23 protein-coding genes are annotated in these 24,514 nt (G+C 71.0%); 11 read left to right on the top strand and 12 right to left on the bottom strand.

Annotated features, from left to right (window positions below; translation table 11 throughout):
* Positions 1–79 precede the first annotated feature (79 nt).
* The 8 genes from rpoD to WME95_RS24670 form a co-directional block, all read right to left on the bottom strand.
* A complete protein-coding gene (rpoD, locus tag WME95_RS24705; protein WP_437301468.1) occupies positions 80–1,999 on the bottom strand; it encodes an RNA polymerase sigma factor RpoD in 1,920 nt (639 codons plus the stop codon).
* 118 nt (positions 2,000–2,117) lie between these two features.
* Positions 2,118–4,067 carry a DNA primase gene (dnaG, locus tag WME95_RS24700; protein ID WP_437910850.1) on the bottom strand — a complete coding sequence of 650 codons (1,950 nt, stop codon included), beginning with the start codon at positions 4,065–4,067 and terminating at the stop codon, positions 2,118–2,120.
* Positions 4,068–4,266: 199 nt separating this feature from the next.
* Positions 4,267–4,824 carry an ATP synthase F1 subunit epsilon gene (gene atpC / locus WME95_RS24695; protein WP_012237077.1) on the bottom strand — a complete coding sequence of 186 codons (558 nt, stop codon included), beginning with the start codon at positions 4,822–4,824 and terminating at the stop codon, positions 4,267–4,269.
* 7 nt (positions 4,825–4,831) lie between these two features.
* Complete coding sequence (atpD, locus tag WME95_RS24690) at positions 4,832–6,256, bottom strand: F0F1 ATP synthase subunit beta (RefSeq protein ID WP_012237076.1); 1,425 nt, start codon at positions 6,254–6,256, stop codon at positions 4,832–4,834.
* A gap of 242 nt (positions 6,257–6,498) precedes the next feature.
* Positions 6,499–7,329, bottom strand: coding sequence for a 16S rRNA (adenine(1518)-N(6)/adenine(1519)-N(6))-dimethyltransferase RsmA (gene rsmA, locus WME95_RS24685; protein WP_437555130.1), 831 nt, complete (start codon positions 7,327–7,329; stop codon positions 6,499–6,501).
* 9 nt (positions 7,330–7,338) lie between these two features.
* Complete coding sequence (locus WME95_RS24680) at positions 7,339–9,009, bottom strand: DUF58 domain-containing protein (RefSeq protein ID WP_437555129.1); 1,671 nt, start codon at positions 9,007–9,009, stop codon at positions 7,339–7,341.
* Positions 9,010–9,015: 6 nt separating this feature from the next.
* The gene (locus tag WME95_RS24675; RefSeq protein ID WP_437910849.1) at positions 9,016–9,993 is read right to left on the bottom strand and encodes an AAA family ATPase; all 978 of its coding nucleotides are present in this window, start codon (positions 9,991–9,993) and stop codon (positions 9,016–9,018) included.
* Positions 9,990–11,426 carry a DUF4350 domain-containing protein gene (locus WME95_RS24670; protein ID WP_437910848.1) on the bottom strand — a complete coding sequence of 479 codons (1,437 nt, stop codon included), beginning with the start codon at positions 11,424–11,426 and terminating at the stop codon, positions 9,990–9,992. Before WME95_RS24670 ends, WME95_RS24675 begins: the two co-directional genes overlap by 4 nt.
* A 282-nt stretch (positions 11,427–11,708) precedes the next feature.
* Here WME95_RS24670 and WME95_RS24665 point away from each other — a divergent pair, with 282 nt between their 5' ends.
* From WME95_RS24665 to WME95_RS24620, 10 genes are all read left to right on the top strand, one after another.
* The gene (locus WME95_RS24665) at positions 11,709–11,891 is read left to right on the top strand and encodes a hypothetical protein (RefSeq protein ID WP_157906850.1); all 183 of its coding nucleotides are present in this window, start codon (positions 11,709–11,711) and stop codon (positions 11,889–11,891) included.
* Between the two features lie 413 nt (positions 11,892–12,304).
* Entirely contained in the window at positions 12,305–12,571 is a 267-nt protein-coding gene (gene rpsP, locus WME95_RS24660; RefSeq protein WP_012237071.1) for a 30S ribosomal protein S16, read from the top strand.
* A 1-nt stretch (position 12,572) separates the two neighbouring features.
* Positions 12,573–12,824, top strand: coding sequence for a KH domain-containing protein (locus tag WME95_RS24655; protein WP_012237070.1), 252 nt, complete (start codon positions 12,573–12,575; stop codon positions 12,822–12,824).
* Positions 12,825–12,836: 12 nt separating this feature from the next.
* Positions 12,837–13,349: a ribosome maturation factor RimM gene (gene rimM, locus WME95_RS24650; protein ID WP_437910847.1), complete on the top strand. Its 513-nt coding sequence runs from the start codon at positions 12,837–12,839 to the stop codon at positions 13,347–13,349.
* A 40-nt stretch (positions 13,350–13,389) separates the two neighbouring features.
* Positions 13,390–14,184, top strand: a complete 795-nt coding sequence (trmD, locus tag WME95_RS24645; protein WP_437910846.1) for a tRNA (guanosine(37)-N1)-methyltransferase TrmD — start codon at positions 13,390–13,392, stop codon at positions 14,182–14,184.
* Positions 14,181–14,756 carry an RNA methyltransferase gene (locus WME95_RS24640; protein ID WP_437910845.1) on the top strand — a complete coding sequence of 192 codons (576 nt, stop codon included), beginning with the start codon at positions 14,181–14,183 and terminating at the stop codon, positions 14,754–14,756. The genes trmD and WME95_RS24640 overlap by 4 nt, the downstream gene beginning before the upstream one ends.
* 71 nt (positions 14,757–14,827) lie before the next feature.
* Complete coding sequence (gene queG, locus WME95_RS24635; RefSeq protein WP_437910844.1) at positions 14,828–16,009, top strand: tRNA epoxyqueuosine(34) reductase QueG; 1,182 nt, start codon at positions 14,828–14,830, stop codon at positions 16,007–16,009.
* Between the two features lie 72 nt (positions 16,010–16,081).
* The gene (locus tag WME95_RS24630; protein ID WP_437555122.1) at positions 16,082–17,029 is read left to right on the top strand and encodes a lysophospholipid acyltransferase family protein; all 948 of its coding nucleotides are present in this window, start codon (positions 16,082–16,084) and stop codon (positions 17,027–17,029) included.
* A gap of 89 nt (positions 17,030–17,118) precedes the next feature.
* Positions 17,119–17,844 carry a DUF72 domain-containing protein gene (locus WME95_RS24625; protein ID WP_437910843.1) on the top strand — a complete coding sequence of 242 codons (726 nt, stop codon included), beginning with the start codon at positions 17,119–17,121 and terminating at the stop codon, positions 17,842–17,844.
* On the top strand, positions 17,841–18,890 hold the full coding sequence (locus WME95_RS24620) for a hypothetical protein (protein ID WP_437555121.1): 1,050 nt from the start codon (positions 17,841–17,843) through the stop codon (positions 18,888–18,890). The genes WME95_RS24625 and WME95_RS24620 overlap by 4 nt, the downstream gene beginning before the upstream one ends.
* A 322-nt stretch (positions 18,891–19,212) precedes the next feature.
* On the opposite strand, the gene rpmB is transcribed toward WME95_RS24620, so the two are convergent.
* The 3 genes from rpmB to WME95_RS24605 form a co-directional block, all read right to left on the bottom strand.
* Positions 19,213–19,437, bottom strand: a complete 225-nt coding sequence (rpmB, locus tag WME95_RS24615) for a 50S ribosomal protein L28 (RefSeq protein ID WP_012237062.1) — start codon at positions 19,435–19,437, stop codon at positions 19,213–19,215.
* 313 nt (positions 19,438–19,750) lie between these two features.
* Positions 19,751–20,833, bottom strand: coding sequence for a hypothetical protein (locus WME95_RS24610; RefSeq protein WP_437910842.1), 1,083 nt, complete (start codon positions 20,831–20,833; stop codon positions 19,751–19,753).
* 13 nt (positions 20,834–20,846) lie between these two features.
* Positions 20,847–21,710 (bottom strand): N-formylglutamate amidohydrolase, encoded by an 864-nt coding sequence (locus WME95_RS24605; protein WP_437910841.1) that lies wholly within the window; start codon positions 21,708–21,710, stop codon positions 20,847–20,849.
* 158 nt (positions 21,711–21,868) lie between these two features.
* Between WME95_RS24605 and xerD the strand changes: the two genes are divergently transcribed.
* Positions 21,869–22,759, top strand: a complete 891-nt coding sequence (gene xerD / locus WME95_RS24600; protein WP_437910840.1) for a site-specific tyrosine recombinase XerD — start codon at positions 21,869–21,871, stop codon at positions 22,757–22,759.
* A 15-nt stretch (positions 22,760–22,774) separates the two neighbouring features.
* Here xerD and WME95_RS24595 read toward each other — a convergent pair whose 3' ends face one another.
* Positions 22,775–24,511 carry a serine/threonine protein kinase gene (locus tag WME95_RS24595; RefSeq protein WP_437910839.1) on the bottom strand — a complete coding sequence of 579 codons (1,737 nt, stop codon included), beginning with the start codon at positions 24,509–24,511 and terminating at the stop codon, positions 22,775–22,777.
* Positions 24,512–24,514: the final 3 nt, after the last annotated feature.

The raw sequence follows: 24,514 nt of genomic DNA, 5'->3' as shown, positions 1-24,514 counted from the left end.
GTGCTTGGCCAGCGAGAGGCCGGCAGCGCGGCCTGCGCGGGAGAGCTGCCTTCATTGGGCGAGCAGGCCAGCCCACGGACTAGCTGTCGATGAAGCTCTTGAGCTGCTTCGAGCGGCTGGGGTGCCGGAGCTTGCGGAGCGCCTTCGCCTCGATCTGCCGGATGCGCTCGCGCGTGACCTCGAAGTCCTGACCGACCTCTTCGAGCGTATGGTCGCTCTTCTCGCCGATGCCGAAGCGCATCCGGAGCACCTTCTCCTCGCGCGGCGTCAGCGTCTTCAGGACCTTACGGGTCTGCTCCGCGAGGTTCATGTTGATCACGGCCTCCGCGGGCGAGATCACGCTCTTGTCCTCGATGAAGTCGCCAAGGTGCGAGTCCTCTTCCTCGCCGATGGGGGTCTCGAGCGAGATCGGCTCCTTCGCGATCTTCAGGACCTTGCGCACCTTGTCGAGCGGGAGCTCCATCTTCTCGGCGATCTCCTCGGGGGTCGGCTCGCGGCCGTACTCCTGCACGAGGTAGCGCGAGGTGCGGATCAGCTTGTTGATCGTCTCGATCATGTGGACCGGGATGCGGATCGTCCGCGCCTGGTCCGCGATCGCGCGGGTGATCGCCTGCCGGATCCACCACGTCGCGTACGTCGAGAACTTGTAGCCGCGCTTGTACTCGAACTTGTCGACGGCCTTCATGAGGCCGATGTTCCCTTCCTGGATGAGGTCCAGGAACTGGAGGCCGCGGTTCGTGTACTTCTTCGCGATGGAGACCACGAGGCGGAGGTTCGCCTCGACCAGCTCCGCCTTGGCGCGCTCCGCCATCCGCTCGCCCTCGCGGATGTTCTCGTAGGTATCGCGGATCGCGGCGACGTCGATGTTGAGCTCTTCCTCGACCTTCTTCAGGCCCTTCTGGGCGTTCTTGATGGTCGATTCGAAGTCGTTGAGCTCCTCGCGGTTGACGTTGAGCTTCTTGGCGAGCCGCCCCTCGAGGGCGCGGTTGCCCTTCACCTTGATGAGCTCGCGCTTGAGCTCGCCCTTCGAGAGCCCTGTGCGCCGCTCCAGCTCCGTCGCGCCCGCCTCGGCCTTCTCGACCTTCGAGATGAGGCTCTTCAGCTTCTGGACGATCTTGTCGATCGTCCGCTTGTTGAGGCGCATCTCCTCGAGCGTCGTCACGAGCTCGGCTGTCGCCTGCGTCACCTCGACGTCGATCTGCTTGCGGCGGACCTCCGTCTTCACCTCTTTACGCTCCTCCAGGAGCTCCGCCTTCTTCTTGTCGACGCGCTTCACCTTGTCGATGAGGCGGATGATGCGCCGGTCGGCCTCCTCCTCGTCGAACTCCTGGTCGTCGTTCTCGGCGTCCTTGATGAGCTCCTTCACCCGGATCTTGTGCTTCCGGAGCTTCTCGCCGAGATCGATGATCTCGCGGACGGCGATGGGGGAGTCGAGGATGGCGGCGTTGACCTTCTGCTCGCCGATCTCGATCCGCTTCGCGATCTCGACCTCGCCCTCGCGGGTGAGCAGCGAGACGCTGCCCATCTTCCGGAGATACATCCGGACGGGGTCGTTCGACTTCGAGTAGTAGTCGACGTCCTCTTCCTCGCGGTCGGGCGTGACGACGAGCTTCTTCTCGCCCGCCTCCTCGTCCGCGATGCGCTTCGGCGCGATCTTCACCTGGGTCGCGCCGTCGACGATCTCGATGTCCTCGTCGCCGAGGGCGCCCACCACGTCGTCGAGCTGATCGGGCGCGACGTCCGCGGGGAGCGCGTCGTTCACCTCGTCATAGGTGAGAAAGCCTTTGCTCTTGCCGGTTTCAACGAGCTTTTCGAGCGTCTTCCGGTCCTTCTCTGACCGCTCGGCCCGGATGCCCGCGTCTCCTTTGTTGCTAGGGCGCGCCCCCCCCTCGGCGTGCCCGCGTGTCGATGCGTGCCGCGCGCCGTTCAGCGCGCCGCCCCCCGCCGCCCTCGCGACCCCGCCTGCCCGACCGGAAGATTGCTTGGCCTTGCTCGCCATTACCTCATGCTCCACTTACGGCGATCAGCTCGCCGCGACCGACAAGACACCCAATGACTCCGATAAACTCTAGGGATCACGCACGTCGGGTCGCCACGGCGAGGCGACCCGGAACGCATCAAGGAAGACCGAGACCCCCCGCTCTTCGCTGGAATAGCTCACGCAGCAAAGCGTTTTCAGCATCAGCGTCGACGGCGCTCTTCTGGAGCTGGCTCACGACGGCTGCTTTTTGTCGCGCTAGGGCTTGTCTGCTCAACTTTTGTGAATTCTCCAAGAGCGTCGCCTTGGCCGTTGAGGCCGCTTCGAAGACAGGCGAGACCAGCCGTCCAGCCGCGAATGAATGGATCGGAGCCGGGACTTGCGCAAGAAATTCGCTGGCGGCAAGACCCATTTCAAAAGTGAAATTGTGACGCGCCGCAACAATCGCCAGGGCGACGTCGCCTTCGAGGCACTCCAGCGCCGTCTGGAGATCGTCGTCGGCCAGCAGCTCGGGAAAATCGAGGATCGCGCCCAGGATCTCCAGGCTTACTTCCTGGATTTGCGCGCGTGAGCGAGCGCGCTCCCACGTCTCGGTCGTCTGTCCGGAGGGGATCACCTCGCGGGTGGGCTGGCTCCGCGGGCGGGAGAGGGACTCCTCGACGACGCGCTCCAACTGCCGGAGGTCGTCCGGTGAGCGGCCGCCGATCACGAGCTTCGAGGAGAGGCGATCGGCGTAGAGCTTCGCCATCATCCTGAGGTTCGGGTCGTCCTCTTCGGCGAGCAGCGTCGTCACGGCGCGCACGCGGGCGAGCTGCTCGGGCAGCGACGAGCCTCCGAAGCTGTCGCCGTCGAGCGCCTCGTCGATCAGGTGCTCGAGCAGGCCGCGCGCCGCCTTGACGATGCGCGTGATCGCCTCCGGGCCGTGCTTGCGCGCGAGGTCGTCCGGATCGACGCCCGAAGGCAGCACGGCGACGCGCGCGCTGAGCCCCGCCTCACGGCACGGGGCGCGCGCCGCGCGCGTGGCCTTCTTGCCGGCCGCGTCGCCGTCGAACAGCAGGATGACCGCGGGAGCGAAGCGCTTAATGAGCTTCGCCTGTCCGGGCGTGAAGGCGGTCCCGAGCGGAGCGATCGCCTGGCCGATGCCGCGCGCGTGGAGCGCGACGACGTCGAAGTTGCCTTCCACGAGGATCGCCTCGCCGCGCTGACGGATCGCCTGGCGCGCCTGGTGCAGCCCGAAGAGGTGCTCGCCCTTCGTGTAGATCGGCGACTCGGGGCTGTTGATGTACTTCGCCGGCGCGCCGTCGGCCTGCGGCGCAGGGCCGGTGAGGCCGAGCGACGAGAGCTCGGAAGGGCTGGGATCGGGCAACGCGCGTCCGCTGAACGCGATCACCCGGCCCATCACGTCGGTGACGGCGAACATGAGCCGGTGCCGGAAGCGGTCGTAGTGTCCGCTCCCCGACGAGCGCGGCACGAGGAGCCCGACGCGCTCCGCGAGGACCGGGGAGACGCCTTGCTGTCGCAGGTACGTGGAGAGCCCGTCCCATCCGAACGGGGCGTAGCCGATCCGGAACGCCTGGAGGGCGTCGGCGATCGGATCGGTGGCTCCATCGCCGTCGCGGAGCGGCAGGCCGCGCCGCTCGAGCTCCTCGTGAGCGTGGCGCGCGAGCGGGTGAGGAGTGCCGCCCGGCCCCCCGCGGAGGCTGTGCTCGAAGAACGTCGCGGCGAGGTGGTTGACGGCGTAGAGGTCGTCCTTCGACCTGCGCGCCGCCTGGGCCTCGCGCCGCTCGGCCTCGGTCAGCGACTCCGCCACCTCGATGCCGGCGCGCTCGGCGAGCGCGCGGACCGCCTCGGCGAACGTCCGGCCTTCGAGCTTCATCACGAAGTCGATGGCGCTGCCGGTCTCCTTGCAGCCGAAGCAGTGGTAGAACCCGCGGTTCGGGCTCACGTGGAAGCTAGGCGTCTTCTCCTTGTGAAAGGGGCAGAGCCCGGTGAAGGAGTGCCCTCGGCGGGCGAGGCGCACGCTTTCGCCGATGAGCGCTACGAGATCCGTGCGCTCTTTCACGAGCGCGATCGTCTCCGGAGAGATCATGGGCTGCCTTGGGGGCTCCGTGCGTGCGGGGCCCGCAGATCATCACGGGTGGACTCAGACGGCGTGGCGGCGTCCGCGCCAGCGCCTCGGCGGTACGGGCGGCTCGCGAAGCGGGAGACCCCCCAGTCCCTCGCGGCCTGTGTGGAGACAAGTGTCCTGTGCGGCGGCCGCACGTGCAAGGCGGTAGCCGCCAGAGACGTCACTTAGGATCGGGGAACGGAGAGCCGGGCTTCTTGTGGTCCGTCAGGCTCTCGTCGGGCTGGGAAGCCTCGACCATCTCGTCAACCGGCGGCGCCTCGGCGTGCTCGGCCAGGAAGCGCGTATCTTCGCGGACCATCGGAGGGGGCGGATCGCCGATGAGCTCGAGCTCGGTGGCGAGCCACTGCTCCTCTTCGATGAGCGCCCGGCGGCGCGGATCAGTCAGGTCGCCTTGCCAGTGGTCGAGCTCGGTATCGACCTCCTTGAGCCGGCGGCGTACCCTCACGACGTCGACGTCGTCCTTCACCGCGAAGCGCTCGGTGAGGAGCAGCGCGGTGTCGCCGGCGACCTCGACGAAGCCGTGATGGACGGCCAGGCGGTGCTCCTGACCGTTCTGGTGGTAGGTCACGAGGCCGGTCCGGAGCGCGGCGAGCAGCGGGAGGTGACCCGGGAGCACACCGAACTCGCCGGCGACGCTCGGCGCGGTCACGTCCGTGACCTGCTCGCGCAGCGCGACGCCGGTCGGCGTCACGATCTCGAGGAGGATTGTGTCGGCCATGGCTGCGTCAGGACGCCCTCTGCGACGCCTTGGCCTTCACGTCCTCAATGCCGCCCACCAGGTAGAAGTCCTGCTCCGCGACATGGTCGAGCTTGCCGTCGAGGATCTCCTCGAAGCCCGCGATCGTGTCCTTGAGCGGCACGAGCTTGCCCTCGAGCCCGGTGAACTGGGCGGCCACGAAGAACGGCTGCGACAGGAACTTCTGGATCTTGCGGGCGCGCGCCACGACGAGCTTGTCGTCCTCGCTGAGCTCGTCCATGCCGAGGATGGCGATGATGTCCTGGAGGTCCTTGTAGCGCTGCAGCGTCTGCTGGACGCGCCGCGCGACGGAGTAGTGCTTCTCACCGACGATCTGGGGGTCGAGCATCGTCGAGTTCGAGTCGAGCGGATCGACGGCGGGGTAGATGCCGAGCTCCGAGATCGCGCGCGACAGCACGGTGGTCGCATCGAGGTGGGCGAAGGCCGTGGCCGGCGCGGGGTCGGTCAGGTCGTCCGCGGGGACGTAGATCGCCTGGACGCTGGTGACGGAGCCCTTGGTCGTCGACGTGATGCGCTCCTGGAAGGCGCCCATCTCCGTCGAGAGGGTCGGCTGGTAACCGACGGCGCTCGGGATGCGTCCGAGGAGCGCGCTCACCTCGGAGCCGGCCTGGGTGAACCGGAAGATGTTGTCCACGAACAGGAGGACGTCCTGCCCCTCCTCGTCGCGGAAGTGCTCGGCCACGGCGAGCGCCGAGAGCGCGACGCGGGAGCGAGCGCCCGGGGGCTCGTTCATCTGGCCGTAGATCAGCGCGGCCTTCGAGATGACGGGGCTGCCGTCGGCGAGCTTCGACTCGCTCATCTCGAGGAAGAGGTCGTTGCCCTCGCGCGTCCGCTCGCCGACGCCGGCGAAGACCGACACGCCGCCGTGCGCCTTCGCGACGTTGTTGATGAGCTCCAGGATGAGCACCGTCTTGCCGACGCCGGCGCCGCCGAAGAGGCCGATCTTGCCGCCCTTGCGGTAGGGGGCGATCAGGTCGATGACCTTGATGCCCGTCTCGAAGACCTCGACCTTGGTCGACTGCTCGATGAACGGGGGCGGCTCCCGGTGGATCGGCGCCACCTTCTTGGCGTGAACGGGCCCGGCTTCATCGATCGGCACACCGACGACGTTCAGGATCCGGCCGAGGCACTCGTTGCCGACCGGCACCATGATGGGCTTGCCCGTGTCGCGGACTTCCATCCCGCGCACGAGGCCGTCGGTGGAGTCCATCGCGATCGTGCGCACCGACGACTCGCCGAGGTGCTGGGCGACCTCGAGCACGAGGTTGTCTGGCTCAGCCGAGATGCTCGGGTTGCTCAGCTTGAGCGCGTTCAAAATCTTGGGCAGCTGGCCAGCCGGGAAATCGACATCGACGACCGGTCCGATGACCTGGGTGATCTTTCCAACAACCATGGAGCGGGAGCCCTCCTCGTACGTGCTTTGACGAGTCGCGGGGCCCACTAGCACGGACCTGCGCGTCCGACTAGTGCCGTCTGCCAGAAATTCTGCGGGATTTTTGACAGCCGCGTCGCTGCGGACGCGCGGCATTGGGCGTGTTTTTCGGTCGCTAGGCTCCGTACGCGACGTCGGGGCGCAACGTTCATCCGCGCTCGCTCACCGGCGCTGGCGAGGGGGCGCCCGCGCGCGGCGGGCGCTCAGCGTCCTCTGGAGGCGGCAATCCGCGCAAACGCCTCCACGCTGAGCGTCTCGCCGCGAGCGTCGAGCGAGATGCCGGCGTCCTTCGCGTGCCGATCGAGCTCCTGGGAGGACCAGCCATAGAGGTTCTTCCAGGCGTTCCGGAGCGTCTTGCGGCGCGCCGAGAACGCGGCGCGCACGGCCGCTCGGAAGGCGTCCGTCTCCTCGGCGCGCCGCGGGCGCCACGGCGTCAGCACGACGACCGCCGAGTCGACCTCGGGCCTCGGGTAGAACGCGCCGGCGCGCGCGATCAGGAGGCGGCGCACGTCGAACGCGGCCTGCACGAAGACCGAGAGCGCGCCGTAGTCGGCGCTGCCCGGGGCGGCCACCAGGCGATCCGCGACCTCGAGCTGCACCATGAAGACCGCGCGATCGATCTGATGCGCGACGGTGGTCGCCTGCTCGAGGAGCCGGCCCGTGATGTGGTACGGGAGGTTGCCCGCCACCGCGTGCGGCCGCGCGTGGCCGGAGAGCGCGCCGACCCAGTCGACCTGCGCTGCGTCGGCCTCGAGCAGCGTCAAGCGGCCTTCCTCGATCGGTCCAGCGAGCTGCTCGCGCAAGATCGGGACGAGGTCGCGATCGCGCTCGATCGCGACGACGTGCGTGGCGCGATCGAGGAGCGGCCGCGTGAGCGCGCCGAGCCCTGCTCCGATCTCGATCACCGCGCCGCCCTCCGTCGTCGTGGCCGCCTCGGCGATCCGGCGCGCCGCATCGACGTCGACGAGGAAATTCTGCCCGAACCCCTTCTTCGGGGAGAGACCGCGTGTGCGCAAGAGCTCTGCGATGGCCATCGCCCGTCCTCAGATCTGCGGTGGGTGCGCCCCGTCGTGGGCTACGTCTGCGGCTCTGCTCGGCGCGGCCGCCGCGCGCAGCCGCACCACGCGCACGCCGACCTTGCGGAGCACGGCTTCGCGGCGGGTCTGAGCCACCCGCGCGCGGATGAGCACCGCCTCGGCCGCGATCGGCGCGAGCTCCTGGAACGCCTTGTTGGACGGCGTGGGGCCGCTCTGCCCCTCGTCGCCGTCGCTCTCCTGCGGTCGCGGCGCCTCCCAGGGAGGCCCGAGCCCTGGCTCGAGATCCGGGAGCGTCCACACCACGTGAACAGCCTTTCGCGAGAGCCGACGCACGGCCTCCGAGAGCTGGCCCAGCTGTGCGTCGGCCGGAGGCGACGCGAGGACATAGACCATGCTCGCGCGCGGCTTGACGCGCGCGATGTGCGTGAGCGACTCGGCGACCGCCACGGCGGGATCGCGCCGATCCGGCTCGGCGCGCGCGGGCGACTCGATGCCGTAGCTCGCGAGGTAGCGGCGCAGCGTCCGTTCGCGCTGCGAGCGCCCGAGCGGCGCCGGCGCCGAGAACGGCGCGCGCGCGCGCATCGACTCCGCGCGGGCCGCCAGCCGGTCGAGGTCGCCGCGGCGCAGATCGTCGAGCCCGCGCGCGTCGAGCGGCCTGAGGTGCTCGATGACGCGCGCCGCGACGTCCGACTCGTCGAGCTCGCTCCGATCCGCGTCGTACGTGCCGCACCCGACGGTGAGCGCCTGCGCGATCTTGTGACCATGTCCTGGGCCGTGATCGGGCGCGATCGTCACGCGCGGGCCGGGGGCCAGCACGATGAGCCCGACGCGATCGCCGCGCCCGAGGTGCCTCGTCGCGATGGCCGCGGCCTCGTCGATCATGAGATCGAGCGGAGCGCGGCCGAGCGGGCCCGCCCAGAGCTCCACGGCCGCGTCGACGAGGACCCAGACCACATCCCGCTCCTCGCGCTCGAACTCCCGCACGAGCAGTGTGCCCCGGCGCGCGCTCGCCTTCCACGCGATCTTCCGGAACGGGTCCCCCGGCTGGTGCTCTCGCAGCTCGCGCAGATCGTCTCCTTCGCCGCGTATGCGCCCGGGCTTGCCAGAGGCAGCGAGGAGGTGACTGCGTCCTCCGCGCGGCTGCGTCAGGTACGGCATGAAGGGCCGCGGGAGCACCTCGATGCCGTACGGGTTCGCGAAGGTCAGGGGCACCTCGAAGAGGCCCGGGGCGCCGTGCACCTCGAGCGCGAGCCCGTGGAGCCCGTGCTGGCCGACGCGCGGCGTTCGCACGATGACCTTCACCTTGAGCCGACCCGAGGCGGAGACTTCGCCGCGGTTCGGCTCGATGCGCACGTCGAGCTGCGACGAGGCGATGGTGCGCAGCTTGACGTAGCGAGCCGCGAGGGTGTCGCGGTTCCGGACCTCGGCCTCGATCTCCACGGTGCCTCCGCGCGCGGAACGGAGGATCCGCCGCGAGCCGCCCCAGAGCATCTCGAACCCAGCCGCGCGGATGCGCGCCACCGACACCAGCGTCACGCCGCGGGCGAGCGCGATCGCGACCAGGATCGCCCCGCCCCAGCCGACGATCGCCGGCTCGCGCGCGATGAGCCCGGCGCCCATGACCGCGACGCCGGCGATGGCCAGGTGGGCGGCGGTGCGCGTGGGGTAGAGCTGCATGCGGGTTTACGCCGGCCGCGCCGCGCGCCGGTACCCTACGCGCTGAACCGCCTCGTCGATGATCGTGTCGCGCGCCTTGGGATCGACGTCGGCCTCGGGCACCAGCACCAGGCGATGGGCCAGCGTCGCTTGTGCCATGCCGCGCACGTCGTCCGGCGTGACGAACGGGCGCCCGCCGATCACCGCCGCCGCCTTGGCCGCCTGGACCAGCGCGAGCGTGGCCCGGGGCGATGCGCCGAGCAGCACGCGAGGGTGCGTGCGCGTGAACGCGGTGAGGTTCACCGCGTACTCGTACAGATCGTCCTCGACGTGGATCCTTCGCGCGACGCCCTGCAGCATGAGGAGGTCCTGGACGGAGAGCGTCGCCCGCGCCCGCGGCGCCTCGACGTTGTGCGCGCGGAGCATCGCCACCTCGTCCTTGTGCTGCGGGTAGCCGAGGCTCACGCGGATGAGGAACCTGTCGATCTGCGCCTCGGGCAGCGGGTAGGTCCCCTCGAGATCGATCGGGTTCTGCGTCGCGAGCACCATGAACGGCGACGGCAGCTCGAAGCGATCGCCCTCGATCGTCACCTGTCGCTCCTGCATGGCCTCGAGGAGGGCCGACTGGGTCTTCGCCGGGGCGCGGTTGATCTCGTCGGCGAGCACGAGGTTCGCGAAGATCGGACCGGGGCGCAGCGTGAAGGTCCCCTCCTTGGGCGACAGGACATAGGTCCCCGTGATGTCGGCGGGCAGGAGGTCGGGCGTGAACTGGATCCGCCGGACCGTCGCGCCCAGCGCGGCCGCGAACGCCTTGACCAGCGTGGTCTTCGCGACGCCGGGGACGCCCTCCAGCAGCACGTGCCCCTGCGCGAGCAGGGCGGTGAGCATCAGATCGAGGGCGCGTGACGAACCGATGTAAACGCGCGTGATCTCTCGCCGGACCGCCTCGATCCGCTCCTTGGCCGCGGAGATTTCGTCGACGGCGACGGCCTGAACCTGGTTCATCGAGCGCCTTTGTCTGAGTGGGGTGGTGCGAGCTTCGCGTCTGTTGGCGACGGGGACGCCGTCGCAGGATCGGGGGGGGCGCCGGGGTGACGTCCGCGCGGTGGCTTCCGGCCGTCGGCGCCGCAGGCGGCGAGGACATGTCGCACGACGTCGGCGGCGTGCGAGAGCGCGGGCCTGGACACGTTCGCCGGTTTGCCGGCGACGACGGACGCTTCGACTCGGTACATGGTGCCCAGAACATCCTTGAAGGCCGAGAGGGCTCGCTCGTCAAGAGATCCCTCTCGCGCGACGAGCCGCGCGACCGTCTCCTGCGCCGGATTCGCCTCCAGGCCGAACCGCAAGGACAGCGCCTCGAACAGGGCGCTCTTCAGCTCGAGGAACGCGAGGCCCCGCGGGGAAGAGGGGGCGGCGAGGACGGCGAAGCGCCCAGCTGCGCCTCCCTGCGCGACGAGCGGCGTCGGACGGGCGTACCGGGGGAGCGGGCTCCGGTACGGCCGTGCGGAGGCGCGCGCGGTCCAGATGGCGAGGCCGAGGCCGGCGAGCGCCGCGAGCGCGAGGAGGGCGCCGCCCGGAAGCCCGTCGCGGCGGGCGTCCTCGACGGCGCTCGCGAGCGCCTTGAGCTGCGCGTCGAAGTCCTTTCGGAGCGACGTCTCGCCGCCGAACGAGCTCTCTTCATCGAACCGGTTCGCGACGATGTGGAGCCGCCCTCGGCGCGGCTGAGTTCCATCCTCGTCGACCAGGTAGCGCGTCAGGCCCGAGGCGAAGGCGCGGTTGCCCGGGTACCTGAGCATCATGTTCATCAGCGCGGACGGGTCGCCCATCGCGAAGAGCCGGCCCTTGCCGACCTGCCCGGCGACGGCGAGGATCACGTCCGGCTCGCTGACAGCGCGGATCCGCAGCACGGGCGAGAGGTTCGGATGCCGGAGGCCGGTCGCGTGGTTCGTGACGAGCCGCTCGACGTGGCTGACGACGGGGTGCCGGCCGACGGAGTGGCCCCCGACGGTGTCGGCGACCGGCTCCGCGATCGCGAGGGAGGGTCGGTTCCGGAGCGCGGCGAGCGGCCGGGCTGGCGTCGGGATGCGCTCGATCTGGAATCGTCGGAGCGTGTCGTCGCCGCGGCCGAAGTCGTCGATGATGGCGAGCCGCCCGCCGGCCTTCATGAAGGAGGTCGTCTCGTCGGCGTCGAGCGTTTGCAACGGGTGGAGGACCAGGATGCCGTCCTCGGGGCCGACCTGGCTCCAGTCGAGCACGGCGACGGGATGGACCCTCGCGGCCCCCAGCTCCGCGCGCGCGATCTCGAGAAGCTCCGAGCAACCCTCCCAGCTCGGGTCGTTCACGTCGAAGGCGGCGCCTGCTGCTCGGGCGGGCGCGAGCAGCGCCATCAGTGCGACGAGCGCCGCCAGGAAGGAGCAGGACGTGACCTGCGAGCGCACCGGCCAACGCCGATCTTCCCGAACAAGTTCGGAAGCGGAGCGGGAACCGGAACCAGAACTGGAACCAGAACCCGACCCGGGACCGGATCCTGAGGAGCATGCGTGCGCAAACCACGCGCCGTGCCGCGTCATGAGCGCTGCGAACATACCACTGTCGGCCCGACCGATAACCTTGACCCGCCATCCCACATTGCTAGATTCGCTTCTAAGAGCGGGGTGCTTTCTCGCAGACCTCGTTCCACCAATTCAGCCGAGCACTCTACGAGGTGGAGGGGTTAGTCGATGCTTCCTCCGTTCATCATCGAGCAAATACGGCAGCGCGAAGAAGAGAAGGATCGGTCCAGAAGAGAAGAAATTCGACCGCGCCTCGAGCTGCCGATCGAACGCTACCCCGCACCTCGTCGTCTTCCGGACTCGGAAGAGGACGATCCCAACCGGGGCGTCATCATCCTCGATCTGGGCTGACGCCACGTGTAGCACGCGCTCCCCCGTGAACCCCCTGGAAGCGCTGCTCCAGCAATGTGTCCTGGACGACGTACCTCCGAGACATTCCCCGTTTTCCTCGCAAATTCCACGAAGTTGGCGACCGTGCATGCACGCGGACCTCGGCTCCGCGCTCGCACCGGGCTCGTCCGGCGATGACGGTTGGCGACGGTTGGCGACTGAGCGCAAGGGGCTTCGAGCAGGCCGCAGGGGCCCGAACGTTGTCCTCCGCGGACGTGCCCTGCTCGTGCGGGGTTGACCCTCGGCAGGATCTTCGCATAGGTTGCGCCCCCACTTCTGGCGCCGAGCACTGAACGAGCTACGCTCCGGCGCCTCCAGAGCAGGCCGTGCACAACGTGGGCACGGGCTCTTCCATATCGATCGAGGTTCTACAGATGGCCGTTCATATTCGCCTCGCCCGCGCGGGCACCAAGAAGACGCCCTTCTACCGCATCGTCGTCGCCGACCAGCGCAGCCCGCGCGGCGGCAGGTTCATCGAGCGGCTGGGCACGTACGACCCGCGCAGGACCGAGATCCGCCTCGATGTTCCCCGCGTGAGGCACTGGATCTCGAACGGCGCCCAGCCGACGCACACGGTGGCGCTGCTCCTGAAGCACCCTGGCCTGGCCCAGGCGGCCGCTCCCGCGGACGCCGCGAAGTAGCATGGCCTCGTCGACGTCTCCGCTGGTCGATCTCGTCGCGCTCGTTGCCCGCGCGCTCGTCGATCAGCCGGACCGGGTCGTCGTGCGCGAGGTCGCGGGGGACCGCTTCCCCCGGATCGAGCTGACGGTCGCGCGCGAGGATATCGGCAAGGTGATCGGCAAGGACGGGCGCACAGCGCAGTCGATCAGGACGTTGCTGAGCGCCGCCGCGAGCAAGTCGGGGCGCCGCGCGCACCTCGACATCCTCGACTGAGAAGAGCCCGACGTGGAGCGACGCTACGTTCCCGTCGCGGATGTCGCCCGTCCGCACGGCGTTCAGGGGGAGCTGCGGTTGCGCCTCTACAACGAGGCGTCCGACCTGCTCCTCACGCGCCCTCCGATCAGGCTGCGCCTTACCGACGGCTCTGCGCGGGACGCGAAGATCGTCGCGACGCGGCCCGTCGACAAGGCGCTGCTCGTGCGGATCGCCGGGATCGACGATCGGGACGCGGCCGAGGCCCTGCGCGGAGCGACGGTGTGCGTCCCTCGGGACGTGTTCGCGCCGCTCTCCGAGGGCGAGTTCTACGCCTGCGACGTGGAGGGGGCGCGCGTGATGACGCCCGATGGCGATCTGCTCGGGCACGTGAGGTCGCTCCAGTCGTACCCGACCTGCGATGTGCTCGTCGTGGAGAGGCAGGGCGCAGATTCCATCGAGATCCCGCTGACCGAGAGCTTCGTCAGCAGCGTGGACGCGGAGCGGCAGGTCGTCCAGCTGGCGACGCTGGAAGGCCTCGTCTGAGCCGCCGTTCCACGCAAGGGAGCCGTCCTCGGCAAGTTCGATGCGCATCGACGTAGTCACCCTGTTTCCGGAGCTGTTCGAGGGGTTCCTGGCGATCGGCATGGTCGGGCGCGCGCTCGCGTCGGGTGCTCTCGCCGTGCGGACGCGCAGCCCGCGTGAGTTTGGCCTCGGCCGACACCGGAGCGTGGATGACACGCCTTACGGCGGCGGCTCCGGCATGGTGATGCGCGTCGACTGCATCGTCCGCTGCCTGGAGGCGCTCGACGAAGCCGCCGCCGAAGGCGACGCGTCGAGCGCGCCTCCGGGGGCCGAGGCGACGGCGTCCTCGGGGCCTCTGCCGCGCGCGCACCGGGTGCTGCTCACGCCGCAGGGGCAGCCTTTCCGTCAGGAGAAGGCCATCGAGCTCGCGGTGCGCCCTGCCGTTGCGCTCGTTTGCGGTCGCTACGAGGGGTTCGACGAGCGGGTGCGCGCTTTCGTCGACGAGGAGATCTCGCTCGGCGACTTCGTGATGACCGGCGGCGAGGTTGCGGCGATGGCGGTGATCGATGCGTGCGTGCGCCTGCTCCCAGGGGTGCTCGGGAACGCTGTGTCGGCGGAGCACGAGTCGCACAGCCCCGCGCTGGCAGGGCTCCTGGAGTACCCGCAGTACACCCGTCCCGTGGAGTTCCGTGGGCACAAGGTGCCCGACGTGCTGCAGCAAGGAAACCACGCGGCCATCGCGCGCTGGCGACGAGCGGAGGCCGAGCTGCGGACGGCCCAGCGCAGGCCCGACCTCTGGCGCAAGGCGCGGGGGGGAGAGCCGCCCGCGGACGAGAGCGGCGAGGCGCGGCGATGAGGCTCGCGCTCGCGCTCGTTCACTACCCCGTGCTCGACCGGTCCGGGGAGACGGTGACCACGGCGATCACGAACCTCGATCTGCACGACATGGCGCGGAGCGCGCGCACGTACGGCGCCGAGCGGCTCTTCGTCGTTCATCCGGTCGCCGCTCAGCGCGCGTTGGCAGAGCGGATCAAGGAACACTGGGTGCTCGGCTCCGGCAAGCGCCGGATCCCGGATCGCGCGGTCGCGCTCGATGTGCTGAGCGTGGTCCCCAGCCTGGACGACGTGTACTCCGCGCTGAGCGGCGCAGGTCGGCGCGGCGTCGAGGTCTGGACGACCGCGGCGGCCTCGCGAGGGCTGCCGGTGACGAGCTACGCAGCGACCAGCGCGCGCCTCGCGCAAGCGAGCGACCCGGTGGTGATCCTGTTCGGCACAGGCTGGGGCCTCGCGCCAGAGGTCATCGCCGATGCCGACGTGCGGATCGAGCCGATCAGGGCGGGGGCGAGCACCGGCTACAACCACCTGAGCGTGCGCGCGGCGTGCGCGATCACGCTCGATCGGCTGCTCGGCGACCGGAACGCCGGGTGATCTCGCGTGGCGCGCGGTCGTCGAGCGTGGCGCCAGCACCGCCGCGAGGCCTTCCGGTCCATCCTCCTGCGATGAGCGAGCGCGATGCCGATCGTACCGCCGGGGAGGCGAGCGCGGCGCGAACGACGCCCGACCGGCTGGTGCGCGAGCAGGCGTTCGCGCTCGGCTTCGACGTCGTGGGCGTCGCGCGCGCCGACGAGCCGCTCGGGGTCGAGCACGCACGGTACCTGGAGTTCGTCGCGCGCGGCATGCACGGGGAGATGGGCTACCTCGCGGAATACGCGGAGCAGCGGCGCCGGCTGGACACCAGCGCGATCCTCGAAGGAGCACGCTCGGTCGTGTGCGTGGGCCGCAGGTATGCGCGGCCCAAGGAGAGCGAGCGGCGCGACCCGCCGCTCGCGCAGAGCGTCGCGCGGTACGCGCGCGGGCAGGACTATCACAACCACCTGAAGCGGCGGCTCCGGCGGCTCGCGGCGTTCATCCGCTCGCTCGCGCCATCCGTGCTCGCGCGGCCGCTCTGCGATGTCGAGCCGGTCATGGAACGCGTCTGGGCGGCGCGCTCTGGCATCGGTTTCGTCGGCAAGAACGGGCTGATCATCACGCCGGGGCAGGGGAGCTACCAGCTGCTCGGCGAGGTGGTCACCACGCTGGATCTCGTCGCCGACGTGCCCATCGCGGAGCGCTGCGGATCGTGCACGCGCTGCCTCGACGCGTGCCCGACCCAGGCGTTCGACGCGCCGTTCGTGCTCGATCCGCGGCGCTGCATCGCGTACCTGACGATCGAACAGAGGAACGCGCCGGCCGAGGCGCTGCGGTCCGGCATGGGTGAGCACCTCTTCGGCTGCGACGTCTGCCAGGAGGTCTGCCCCTTCAACAGGACCGCGCCCCCGGCCCTCGAGCGCACCGCGCCGTTCCATCCTCTAGCCCGATGGGAAGCGCGGGACGTCGACGACCTCGTGGCGCTCGACGAGCAAGCGTTCGACGCGCTGACCGTCGGGACGCCGGTCCGGCGCGCGCGACGCGGCGGGCTCGCCCGAAACGCGACGATCGTCGCTGCGAACCGGCTGGCGAGCGGCGCAGAGGGCGCGGCGGCAGCGAGCGCGAAGCGCGCGCTCGTCGCGGCGCTCGCCCATGACGACGCCTCGGTGCGCGCCGTCGCGGCGTGGGGGATGAGCCACGCAGCGGGCGGCGAGCCGGCGAGCCCGGGCGCGCCGAGGCCTGACGGGCCGAACGAGGATCCCGGTGCAGGTTGAGGCGCGCCGCCCGCCGCGATCGAACGCAGCGCGGGAGCGCGGCGGTGCTCGGGCGCTCTTCGCGGGGGCCCGATGATCCGCTACGGTGTGCGCCGGCAAGGCGCCGCGCGCACGAGCACCAACGTGGATCTCCCCTCCAGGCTCCGAGCGCTCCTCGACGATCTACGCCGGCACGATTCCGTCCTCTGGCGGCGGGCGGTCGACGCTGGGGTGACCTACGGCCCGGACCTCCTCGTCCGGCACAGCCCTGCGTTGTTCGGGCTCGTCGTCGGGGCGGTGTTGCCGGAGCAGCGGAGGGCCGTGCGCCGGAACCTGCAGCTGGCGCTGGGCGAGCGGGGGACGCTCGACGAGTACCGCGACGTCGCCCGGGTGTTCATCAACTTCGCCAGCTGTCTCACGGACGCGTTCATCGCGGGCAGCAGCCGGCCCGATCGGCTCACCGGCCTGTGCGTGAACGACGAGCACTTCACGAACGCGTTCCGGCGGGGCCTCGGCGTGATCGTCGTCACGGCGCATACCGGCGGCTGGCAGGCCGCCGCGCCGCTGCTGCGATCGGTGCACGCGGCCGACGTGCTCATCGTGATGCAGCGCGAGCGCGACGAGCGAGCGCAGGCCATCCAGGACGGCACGCGAGATCGGGTCGGCGTACGGATGCAGCACGTTGCCGACGATCCGCTCGCGGTGCTCCCGCTGCTGGCGCACCTCAGGCGGCAGGGCGTCGTGGCCATCCAGATCGATCGCCTTCCGTCCGGGATGCGCGGGCGCGACGTCGAGCTCTTCGGGCGACCCTGGCGCGTCCCGGAGGGCCCGCTTCAGCTGGCGGCGGTCAGCGGCGCGCCGATCGTCCCTGTGTTCACGCGGCGGACCGGCTTCATGGAGTACGAGATCTGCATCGCGCCGCCCATCTCGCTCCCCCGCAAGCCAGGATCGTCCGAGCTCGACGTGGCAGCGCGGCAAATCACGGCGGAGATGGAGCGTTTCCTCCGGGACAACCCGACGCAGTGGTTCCACTTCGAATAAATCAAGGATTTTGCTCCTCAAATGAGAAATCGCGCCGCCGTCGGGCACGCGCTGCATCGGCGCGCAAGCTGGGTTAAGAGTCCGCGCTGATGGCCCGCCTCCTCGTCGGACTGCCCTCGCTCAAGGGCGATATCCAGAAGTACAAAGATCGCTTCGATCTGGTCGAGCTCCGCCCGCTCGATACGTCGCTGCCTCGCGCGACGACGCTGCGCAAGTGGCGCAAGGCGGTGCCGCCGGGCTTCGTCTTCAGCGTGGTGCTGCCGCGCGTTGTCGGCGAGCTCGCCGGCGGGCGCGACCTCGACGAGGCGCTCTCGGCCTCGCTCGAGGTGGCGGCCGTGCTGGAGGCGCGGTGCGTCCTGCTCCAGACGCCGGCGTCGCTCCGGCCGACGGCGAGCAACCGCAAGAAGCTCGCGGCGCTCTTCGAGCGCCTGCCCGCCGAAGGGGTCGTGCGCTGCTGGGAGCCCTCCGGCATCTGGGAGCGCGACGACATCGTCGCGACCGCGCGCGCCGCGAAGGTCATCCCGGTGCTCGACGTGGCGCGCGACGCGCCGCCGCCCGGGCCGATCGTCTATACACGGCTGCGCGCGCTCGGGCGGTCCTCGTCGATGGGAGCGGCCGCGCTCGAGCGGGTCGCCGAGCGCCTGCGCGGACGGCGTGAGGTGTTCCTGGTCGTCGAGGGAGACCGCGCGCCGCAGATCAAGGCGCTGCTCGCGGCGGCGCTCGCGCGCACGCCCGATCGCTCGACGGCGTCGGCTGTGGTAAGGCCGACCATGCCCATGCCCAGCACCCTCGTCGCCGAGGACGAGGAGCAGTGATCCGCGGCGCGGCAGCCACCGCGAGCGACGCTTTTGCGGCTTCGGCCGCGCGGGCCGCGCTCGAGTCCTCCGGCAGCGCGATCGACGCGATCGTCGCCGGCTTCTTCGCTGCAGCTGGCGCGCAGCCCGACGTGCTGCTCGCGCCCGCCGTCGCGCTGGCGGCCGGCGTCGGCGTCGGCGCGAGGGCGTTCGATGGACGGGCGATCCAGCCTGGGCGCGGCGCGCCGCGGCCGCGCGGGTTCGTCGATGGGCAGAGCGTCCCGGAGGCCGCGCACGTCGCTGTTCCGCGCTCGCTCGGCATGCTGGTCCTGCTGCATGGCTATCTCGGACGGGCGCGGCTCCGTGAGCTGGTTCGCTCCGGTGTGGTCGCGGCGGAGCGCGCCGGTGCGACCGGGCGCGCCGCGCTGCTCCGCGAGGTCGGCTCGCTCGGCGCGGTGGCGCTCCGGGCGCGCGATGTGGAGCGGGCGCTGCTGGCCGTCGGCGGGGCGGTCGCAGGGGGGACGCTGACCGCCGAAGACATCGCCGAAGCGGTGCCCGCCGAGGTGGAAGCCGCGTCGACCACGATCGCGGAGGGGGCGACCGCGCTCCAGGCGCCGTGGCCGGTAGGGGATGTGGCGCGACCCACGGACGCCATCGTCGCCTGCGACGGCTGGGGCACGGTCGCAGCGCTCGCCTACACGCGCACCGACGATGGCATCACCGTCCCCGAGCTCGAGATCGTGCTCGGCCGCGACGCCGTCCCGGTGCGCCGCGGGATCACGCGCCTCGCCCCCGGCACGCCCCTGCCCGCGGCCGCTCCGATCGGGATCCTCCAGCGCGGCGCCTTCGGGGCTGCGATCGCGCTCGCAGGCAAGCCCACGATCGAGGTGAGCGTCCTCACCGCGCTCCTCGGCGGCAACGCGCTCGAAGCTGCCCTTCATGATGTCCGCACGCAGCAGGGCGCCAGCGCCGCCATCGCCGTCCTGCGCGACGAGCGCGACGCGCGCACGGCCAACCTCGCAGCCGGCTTCATGGCGGGGGCAGGGACGCAGCCAGCGGAGGGGTGAGCGCAGCGGGCGTCGGTCGGCCGAAGCGGAGATCGGCCGGCCATGCGGCTTCCGTCAGCCGACGCGACGCGGGCCATCGAGGGCGCCGTGGAGGCGCGCCGAGGCGGCAGGGAGGTACAGCGAGCCGCTGCGCAACGTGCGCTGCGGCCGACGCCTGCCAGCTCGCACTGGCTGCATGCGCCGCGTGCCGTCACGCACGCGGCACTTCCAGGGCCGGAGATGGATGGAGGTGAACCCCGAGAGGGGGAGAACAGAGCGCGGCGCGCATCCAGCCGCGAAGCGGCGGCCGACATTCAGGCCGGCCGGCGCGCTGACGCTGGGCCTAGAGCGCGACGCCGTAGCGCTTCGCGTAGGCGACAACGCCGATCTTGTCGATCGTGCGGATGTCGCGCGTCGTGAGGTTGAGCTTCACGAAGCGGTTGAGCTCGGGGACCCAGACGCGCCGGGTCTGGATGTTCACGAGCTGCCAGCGCTTCGTCTTGATGTTGGAGTGGGAGACATTCTGCGCCAGAAGCTTCCGCTTCCCAGTGATGTCGCTCTTCGCCATGACGTCCTCGGTTGGAAGGGGCCCTGCGTCGGTGCCCCGACCGTAAATCGAACCAGCTGGCCGGGCGCACGCCCTGCGCGGGGGAGCAGGGGGGCTCGGGAGCGCGGGAAAGTGAAGGAAGCCGGGGGACATGTCAAGCGTCCTCCGGGGGGTTCATCGCGGCCGCTGGCTGGAAATCTCTGTCGGAGGGGTTGAGCGCGCGCTGACGCCGGCCGGACGCAGAACGGGATGGGGAAGCGCGGGTCGCAAGCCGGCCCGGACGAGCCCTTCCCCTCGGTATCCCCGACGCCTTACGCGCCTGCTGACGCGCGGCCTAGGTCAGCCACTCGCCGCCCGAGGGCGGACGCCGATCCCGCCCGTCCTTCTCGTTCTCGGGGCGGCGGGAGTGCAGATCGATACGCCGGGCGTCGGCTGCCAGGCGCCAGGCCAGGATCTGGAAGAGGCCGAGGCTCGTGATGGCGGACGTCGCCGCGAACGCAAGGCCCGCGGAGAGCACGATGACGATGTCCCGGGGCGAGAAGGTGTCGAGATGCGCGAGCCTGCCAACGACCAGGTCGGCCGTGAAGGCAAGCACCACAGCGACCGCAAGGATCGACCCGGCGCCCGTCGTCTCCGCACCCATGAAACCGGTAAGGCTGGATAGGACCGCCAGGATCACCAGCAAGGCGCCGAGATGGCCCAGGTGCGGGTCGTGCAGAGCCAGCTGTCCGATCGCATGCCCGAAGGATGGGAGCGTGACGAGGAAGGCGGCGACGAGCAGCCACCGCGCGCCGCTGTAGGCCCTGTAGCGAGACCGGAAGACGAGCGCCGCCGGGAGCGCTATCGCCGCGATGGCCCGGGCGGTTCCCCAGCCAACTGCGGTCCCCGAGCTCTGGAGGCCGAGGACGGTCGCGATCGCCCCGAGCACCACCATGGCGACGGCGCGCTGCCGGTAGCTCACCGACGTGAGCGCGGTGAACAGCGCGACGATGCCCAGGACGAACGCTGGCGGCCCCGCGACAACGCCGTCCGGGCGGAGCCCAGCGAGCGACAGGCCGCCGAGCAGAAGGAAGCCGGCGCCCACCGCAGCACACCAGATCCGCGCCGCGTCCTGCGCTGGACGCATCGGCGCCAGGTCCTCCATGAGCGCTTCGGACGCGAGGAGCGGCTTGGTGACGTGCTCGCGCGTGCTCGGGGGCGCCACCTCGATCGGGATGGCCGGGTTCGACTCTAGGCGCCGATCGACCGGCGCGACGCTGATCGACGCCGCAGCCGGTCCCTCCTGGGCGGGGTCGGCCGGGCTGTCGCCGGCTGGGGCGCCCTCCGGCTGGGCTGGCGCGGCCTTTTCCCGGTCGGCGATCGCGCGACGGCTCGCTGGCGGGCGGTCGCGGCTCGCCTCTCCGAAAGGCTTTTCCATTGATGGAGCTGGATCAGATCTCACGGGCGTCGAAGGGAGGGCTGCTGCGGAGCTGACCGAGCAGCTCGGCTGAGGTGAGCCGCGCGACCAGGGTGCGCCCGAAGTCTCGCACGGCAGGGAATCCTTGCCCATCCATGGCAAGGGATTGCTCGTCCATGTACAGCCGGCGTGCAATCTCGATTTGCACGGCGTGGACGGCACGGTGCGGTTGGCCGTAGTGTGCGGTGCTGAAGCCCCCTTTATAGGGGTCATCATGGCGCACGGAGAAGCCGCAGGCGCGCGCGTGCTGATCGACCACGTCGATCACCGCGCTCGCGGCGGTCGTCCGCCCGCGCGTGCCGGGGACGATGTCGGCCCGAGCGATCGCGCCCTCCGCGTGGCCGCGGCGGCCCTGGCTCGGCATCGAGTGCGCGCAGAGGAGGATCGCGAAGCCGAAGCGCTCGCGCTTGCGGGCGAGGAGCGCGCTGAGGGCGCCGTGGTAGGGGCGATAGAAGCGGTCGAGCCGGCGCTCCACCTCCTGCCGCGGCAGCCGAGCGGCAAGGATGGGCTCGCCGTCCGTGGTCATGCGCCAGATGAGCCCCCGCGGGTAGGGCGCCCGGCCGCCGCCCTCGACCGCGTCGCCGTCGCAGTCGGTCTCGCTCCGGTTGAGATCGACGACCAGCCGGCTCATCCTGGAGAAGAGGAGCGTCGCCCCCTCGGCCGGAGCGTCCTGGAAGAGCGCGTCGACGTACAGGTCCGCGTCGCGCCCGATGCTGCGCGCCGGCGCGATGGTCCAGGACAGCGACTCTGGGTCCACGTGGACGCCCGCGTGCGGTACCTCGACGAGGACCGGGCTTTCCGCTCCGCGGGGCTCGATGACCTCGAAGGCTGACACCACGGGGCCCACTGTGACGCATTCCGCGTCCGGCTGGAACCAGGACGGGGAGGTGAAACGCCGGAAGGGAGGAAGACGTATTGCCGTTCGGGGCGTTCTGGGTCGATCCGCTCCGGCCCGGCTTTCTGGCGCGCTTCGCCGCTTTCGACGTACCGTTGGCCGTGGACCTTGCGACCTGGGTGGACGCCTACCTGGATCACCTTCGCGTCGAGCGGGCTCTGGCGCCCCTGACGCTCGAGGCCTACGGCCATGATCTCGCCAAGCTCGTCGCCCATGCCGAGGCGAGCGGCGTCACGACCGTCGACGGGCTCGACCAGGCGCTGATCGGCACCTACCTGGTCGCGCTCGGCCAGGCGGGCATCAGCGCCAGCTCGGCGGCGCGCCACCTCTCCGCGGTCCGCGGGTTCATCCGCTTCCTGCTCCGCGAGCGCCGCATCGAGCGGGATCCGTGCGCGCTGGTCGAGCGACCCAGGGTCGGGCGGCGGCTGCCCAAGGTGCTCTCGTTCGACGAGATAGCGCTCCTCATCGAGGCGCCCGAGCAAGGGACGTTCAAGGGGCTGCGCGATCGCGCGATGCTCCACGTGATGTACGCGGCCGGCTTGCGCGTCAGCGAGGTGGTGCGCCTCAAGCTCGCGGACATCGACCGGCGCAAAGGGATCGTGATGGCGCTCGGCAAGGGGGGGAAGCGGCGGCTCGTGCCGCTCGGCGAGCCGGCGCTCGCGGCCATCGACGCCTACCTGGAGCTGCGCGCGACGCACCCGCGCAGCGCGGCGAGCCAGGTGCTGTTCCTCTCGCCGCGCGGCGGGCCGCTCACCAGGCAGGCGGTGTGGAAGCTCCTCGGCGGATACGCGCGCGCCGTGGGCATCGCCAAGCCGAGCTCGCCGCACAAGCTCCGCCACTCGTTCGCGACGCACCTGCTCGAGGGGGGCGCGGATCTCCGGAGCGTCCAGGCGCTCCTCGGTCATGCGAACGTCGTGACGACCGAGATCTACACGCACCTCGCCGACGACCACGTGCGCGCCGCGTACCGTCGGGCGCACCCTCGCGCGTGATCGCGCGCAAGACGGCTACTTGCAGCGCTTAAGGAATTTGCCGCAAGGCTTGCTCGCCGGCTGCCCCGCTGGCTGAGCCGGGGGGATCTCGGTGAGCTGGAACTCTTGCACGAGCGGCGTCCCGGCCTTGACGACCACGCTCAGGCTCCGCGGGAAGTAGCCGGTTCGCTTGACGCTCACCTTGTGAACCCCAGGGGTGAGCCCGAGCTCGACCTCCGGGGCCTGCGTCACCTTGCCGTCGATGGTGATCTCCTCGCAGGCGACGGGCTTGCAGGAGATCTTCACCGTCGCGTCGGTCGCCACGCCGGCGTCGGTCGAGGCGCCGGCGTCGATCGGGGGCTCGGCGGCCGGGGTCCCGGCGTCGGCGGCCGGCGCGCTGTGGGCTGGCTCCGGCGGAGCGGGCTCGGCCGACGGCGCGGGGGGAGCCGCCGCGGAAGCGCTGGTCGAGGCGCTGGGGCTCGGCTGCGCCTTGTCCTTGCGGTCCAGGACGTACCACGCGGCGGCCGTGCCCCCGACGAGCAGCACACCAACGATGCCCACCATCAGGGAGGCCGCCTTGCCCCACGGCGACCGGGGCGCGGTGCTGACCGCCGTCAGCGCGGGAACGCCGCTTCGGCGGGATGCGGTCTGGCTCTGGGCCGAAGGCGACGGCGCCTGTCCGGCGGGCGCGTCGGCAGAAGGCTGCGGCGAGGGCGCCAGCGGCGGCGAGGGCGAAAACGGCGCGTGCGACGGCTGCGGCGAGGGTGAAAACGGCGAGGGCACCAGCTGCGTGGCGTCGCCGGGCGGCAAGGGCGCGGGCGCGCTCGCCGCGGTGACCGCGACGGCCGGCGGCGCGGGCGCGACCGCCTCGTTCACCGAAGGAGACAGAGCGAGCGTCGAGCCCACCTCGATCGCGGCCGCCGAGAAGCCGCTGAGCATGGCCGCGAGCTCGCTCGCCGAGCGGAAGCGCTCGCGCGGATCGTGCGCCAGCGCGCGCGCGAAGGCGCCGTCGAGCACAGGGCTCAGCGGGACGCCGAGCTCCGCGGCCCGCACGGACGCGGCGAGGCGCGGCGCCATGAGCTCGCGCTGCCAGCCCTGGACGTCGACCTGACCCTGGCAGGAACGCCAGTACGAGCGGCCCGTGAGCGCGAAGAAAGAGACCAGCGCCGCGGAGAAGATGTCGGCGGCTGGTCCCGCCTGGCCGCCCGGCTGAAGCTGCTCGGGCGCTAGCCACGGCGCGGAGAGGAGGTACCCCTCCTGCGTCGGCACCATGCTCCGCGCGAGGGACGGCCCGAAGTCGGTGAGCTTCACGCTGCCCGGAGCGCTCGGGTCGATGAAGAGGTTCGTCGGCTTGAGGCCGTGGTGGGGGACCTCGCGGGCGTGGGCAGCGTCGAGCACCGCCGCGAGAGAGCGGAGCATCGAGCCGACCTCCTCGAAGCCCATCGGCCGGCGACGCGCGAGCTCGGCGAGCGACGGAAACGGGATCATGTCCGTCACCGTGAAGGGCGCGGCCGTCGCCGGGTCGTAGCCGGCCTCGAGGATGTGCGCGGCGAGCTCTGGCGGCAGCCTGTTCGTCTCGGCCACGTACCGCTGGAGGTGCTGCATCGCGTCCGCGCGCTGACCGACGACGGGCGAGTACAGCTTGATGGCGACGTCGCGCGCTTGCGCCGTCACCGCGCGGAAGGTGGCCGTCGCGCCCCCGTAGCCGAGGAGCGAGCGGACCGAGAACCTCCCCGCGATGACGCTGCCCGGCGCGACGTTCGGTGCCGTCACGCG

The sequence above is a fragment of the Sorangium sp. So ce327 genome, from assembly GCF_051530205.1.
Lineage (GTDB): Bacteria > Myxococcota_A > Polyangia > Polyangiales > Polyangiaceae > Sorangium > Sorangium cellulosum_B.
This window is presented reverse-complemented; position numbering and strand designations above follow the sequence as displayed.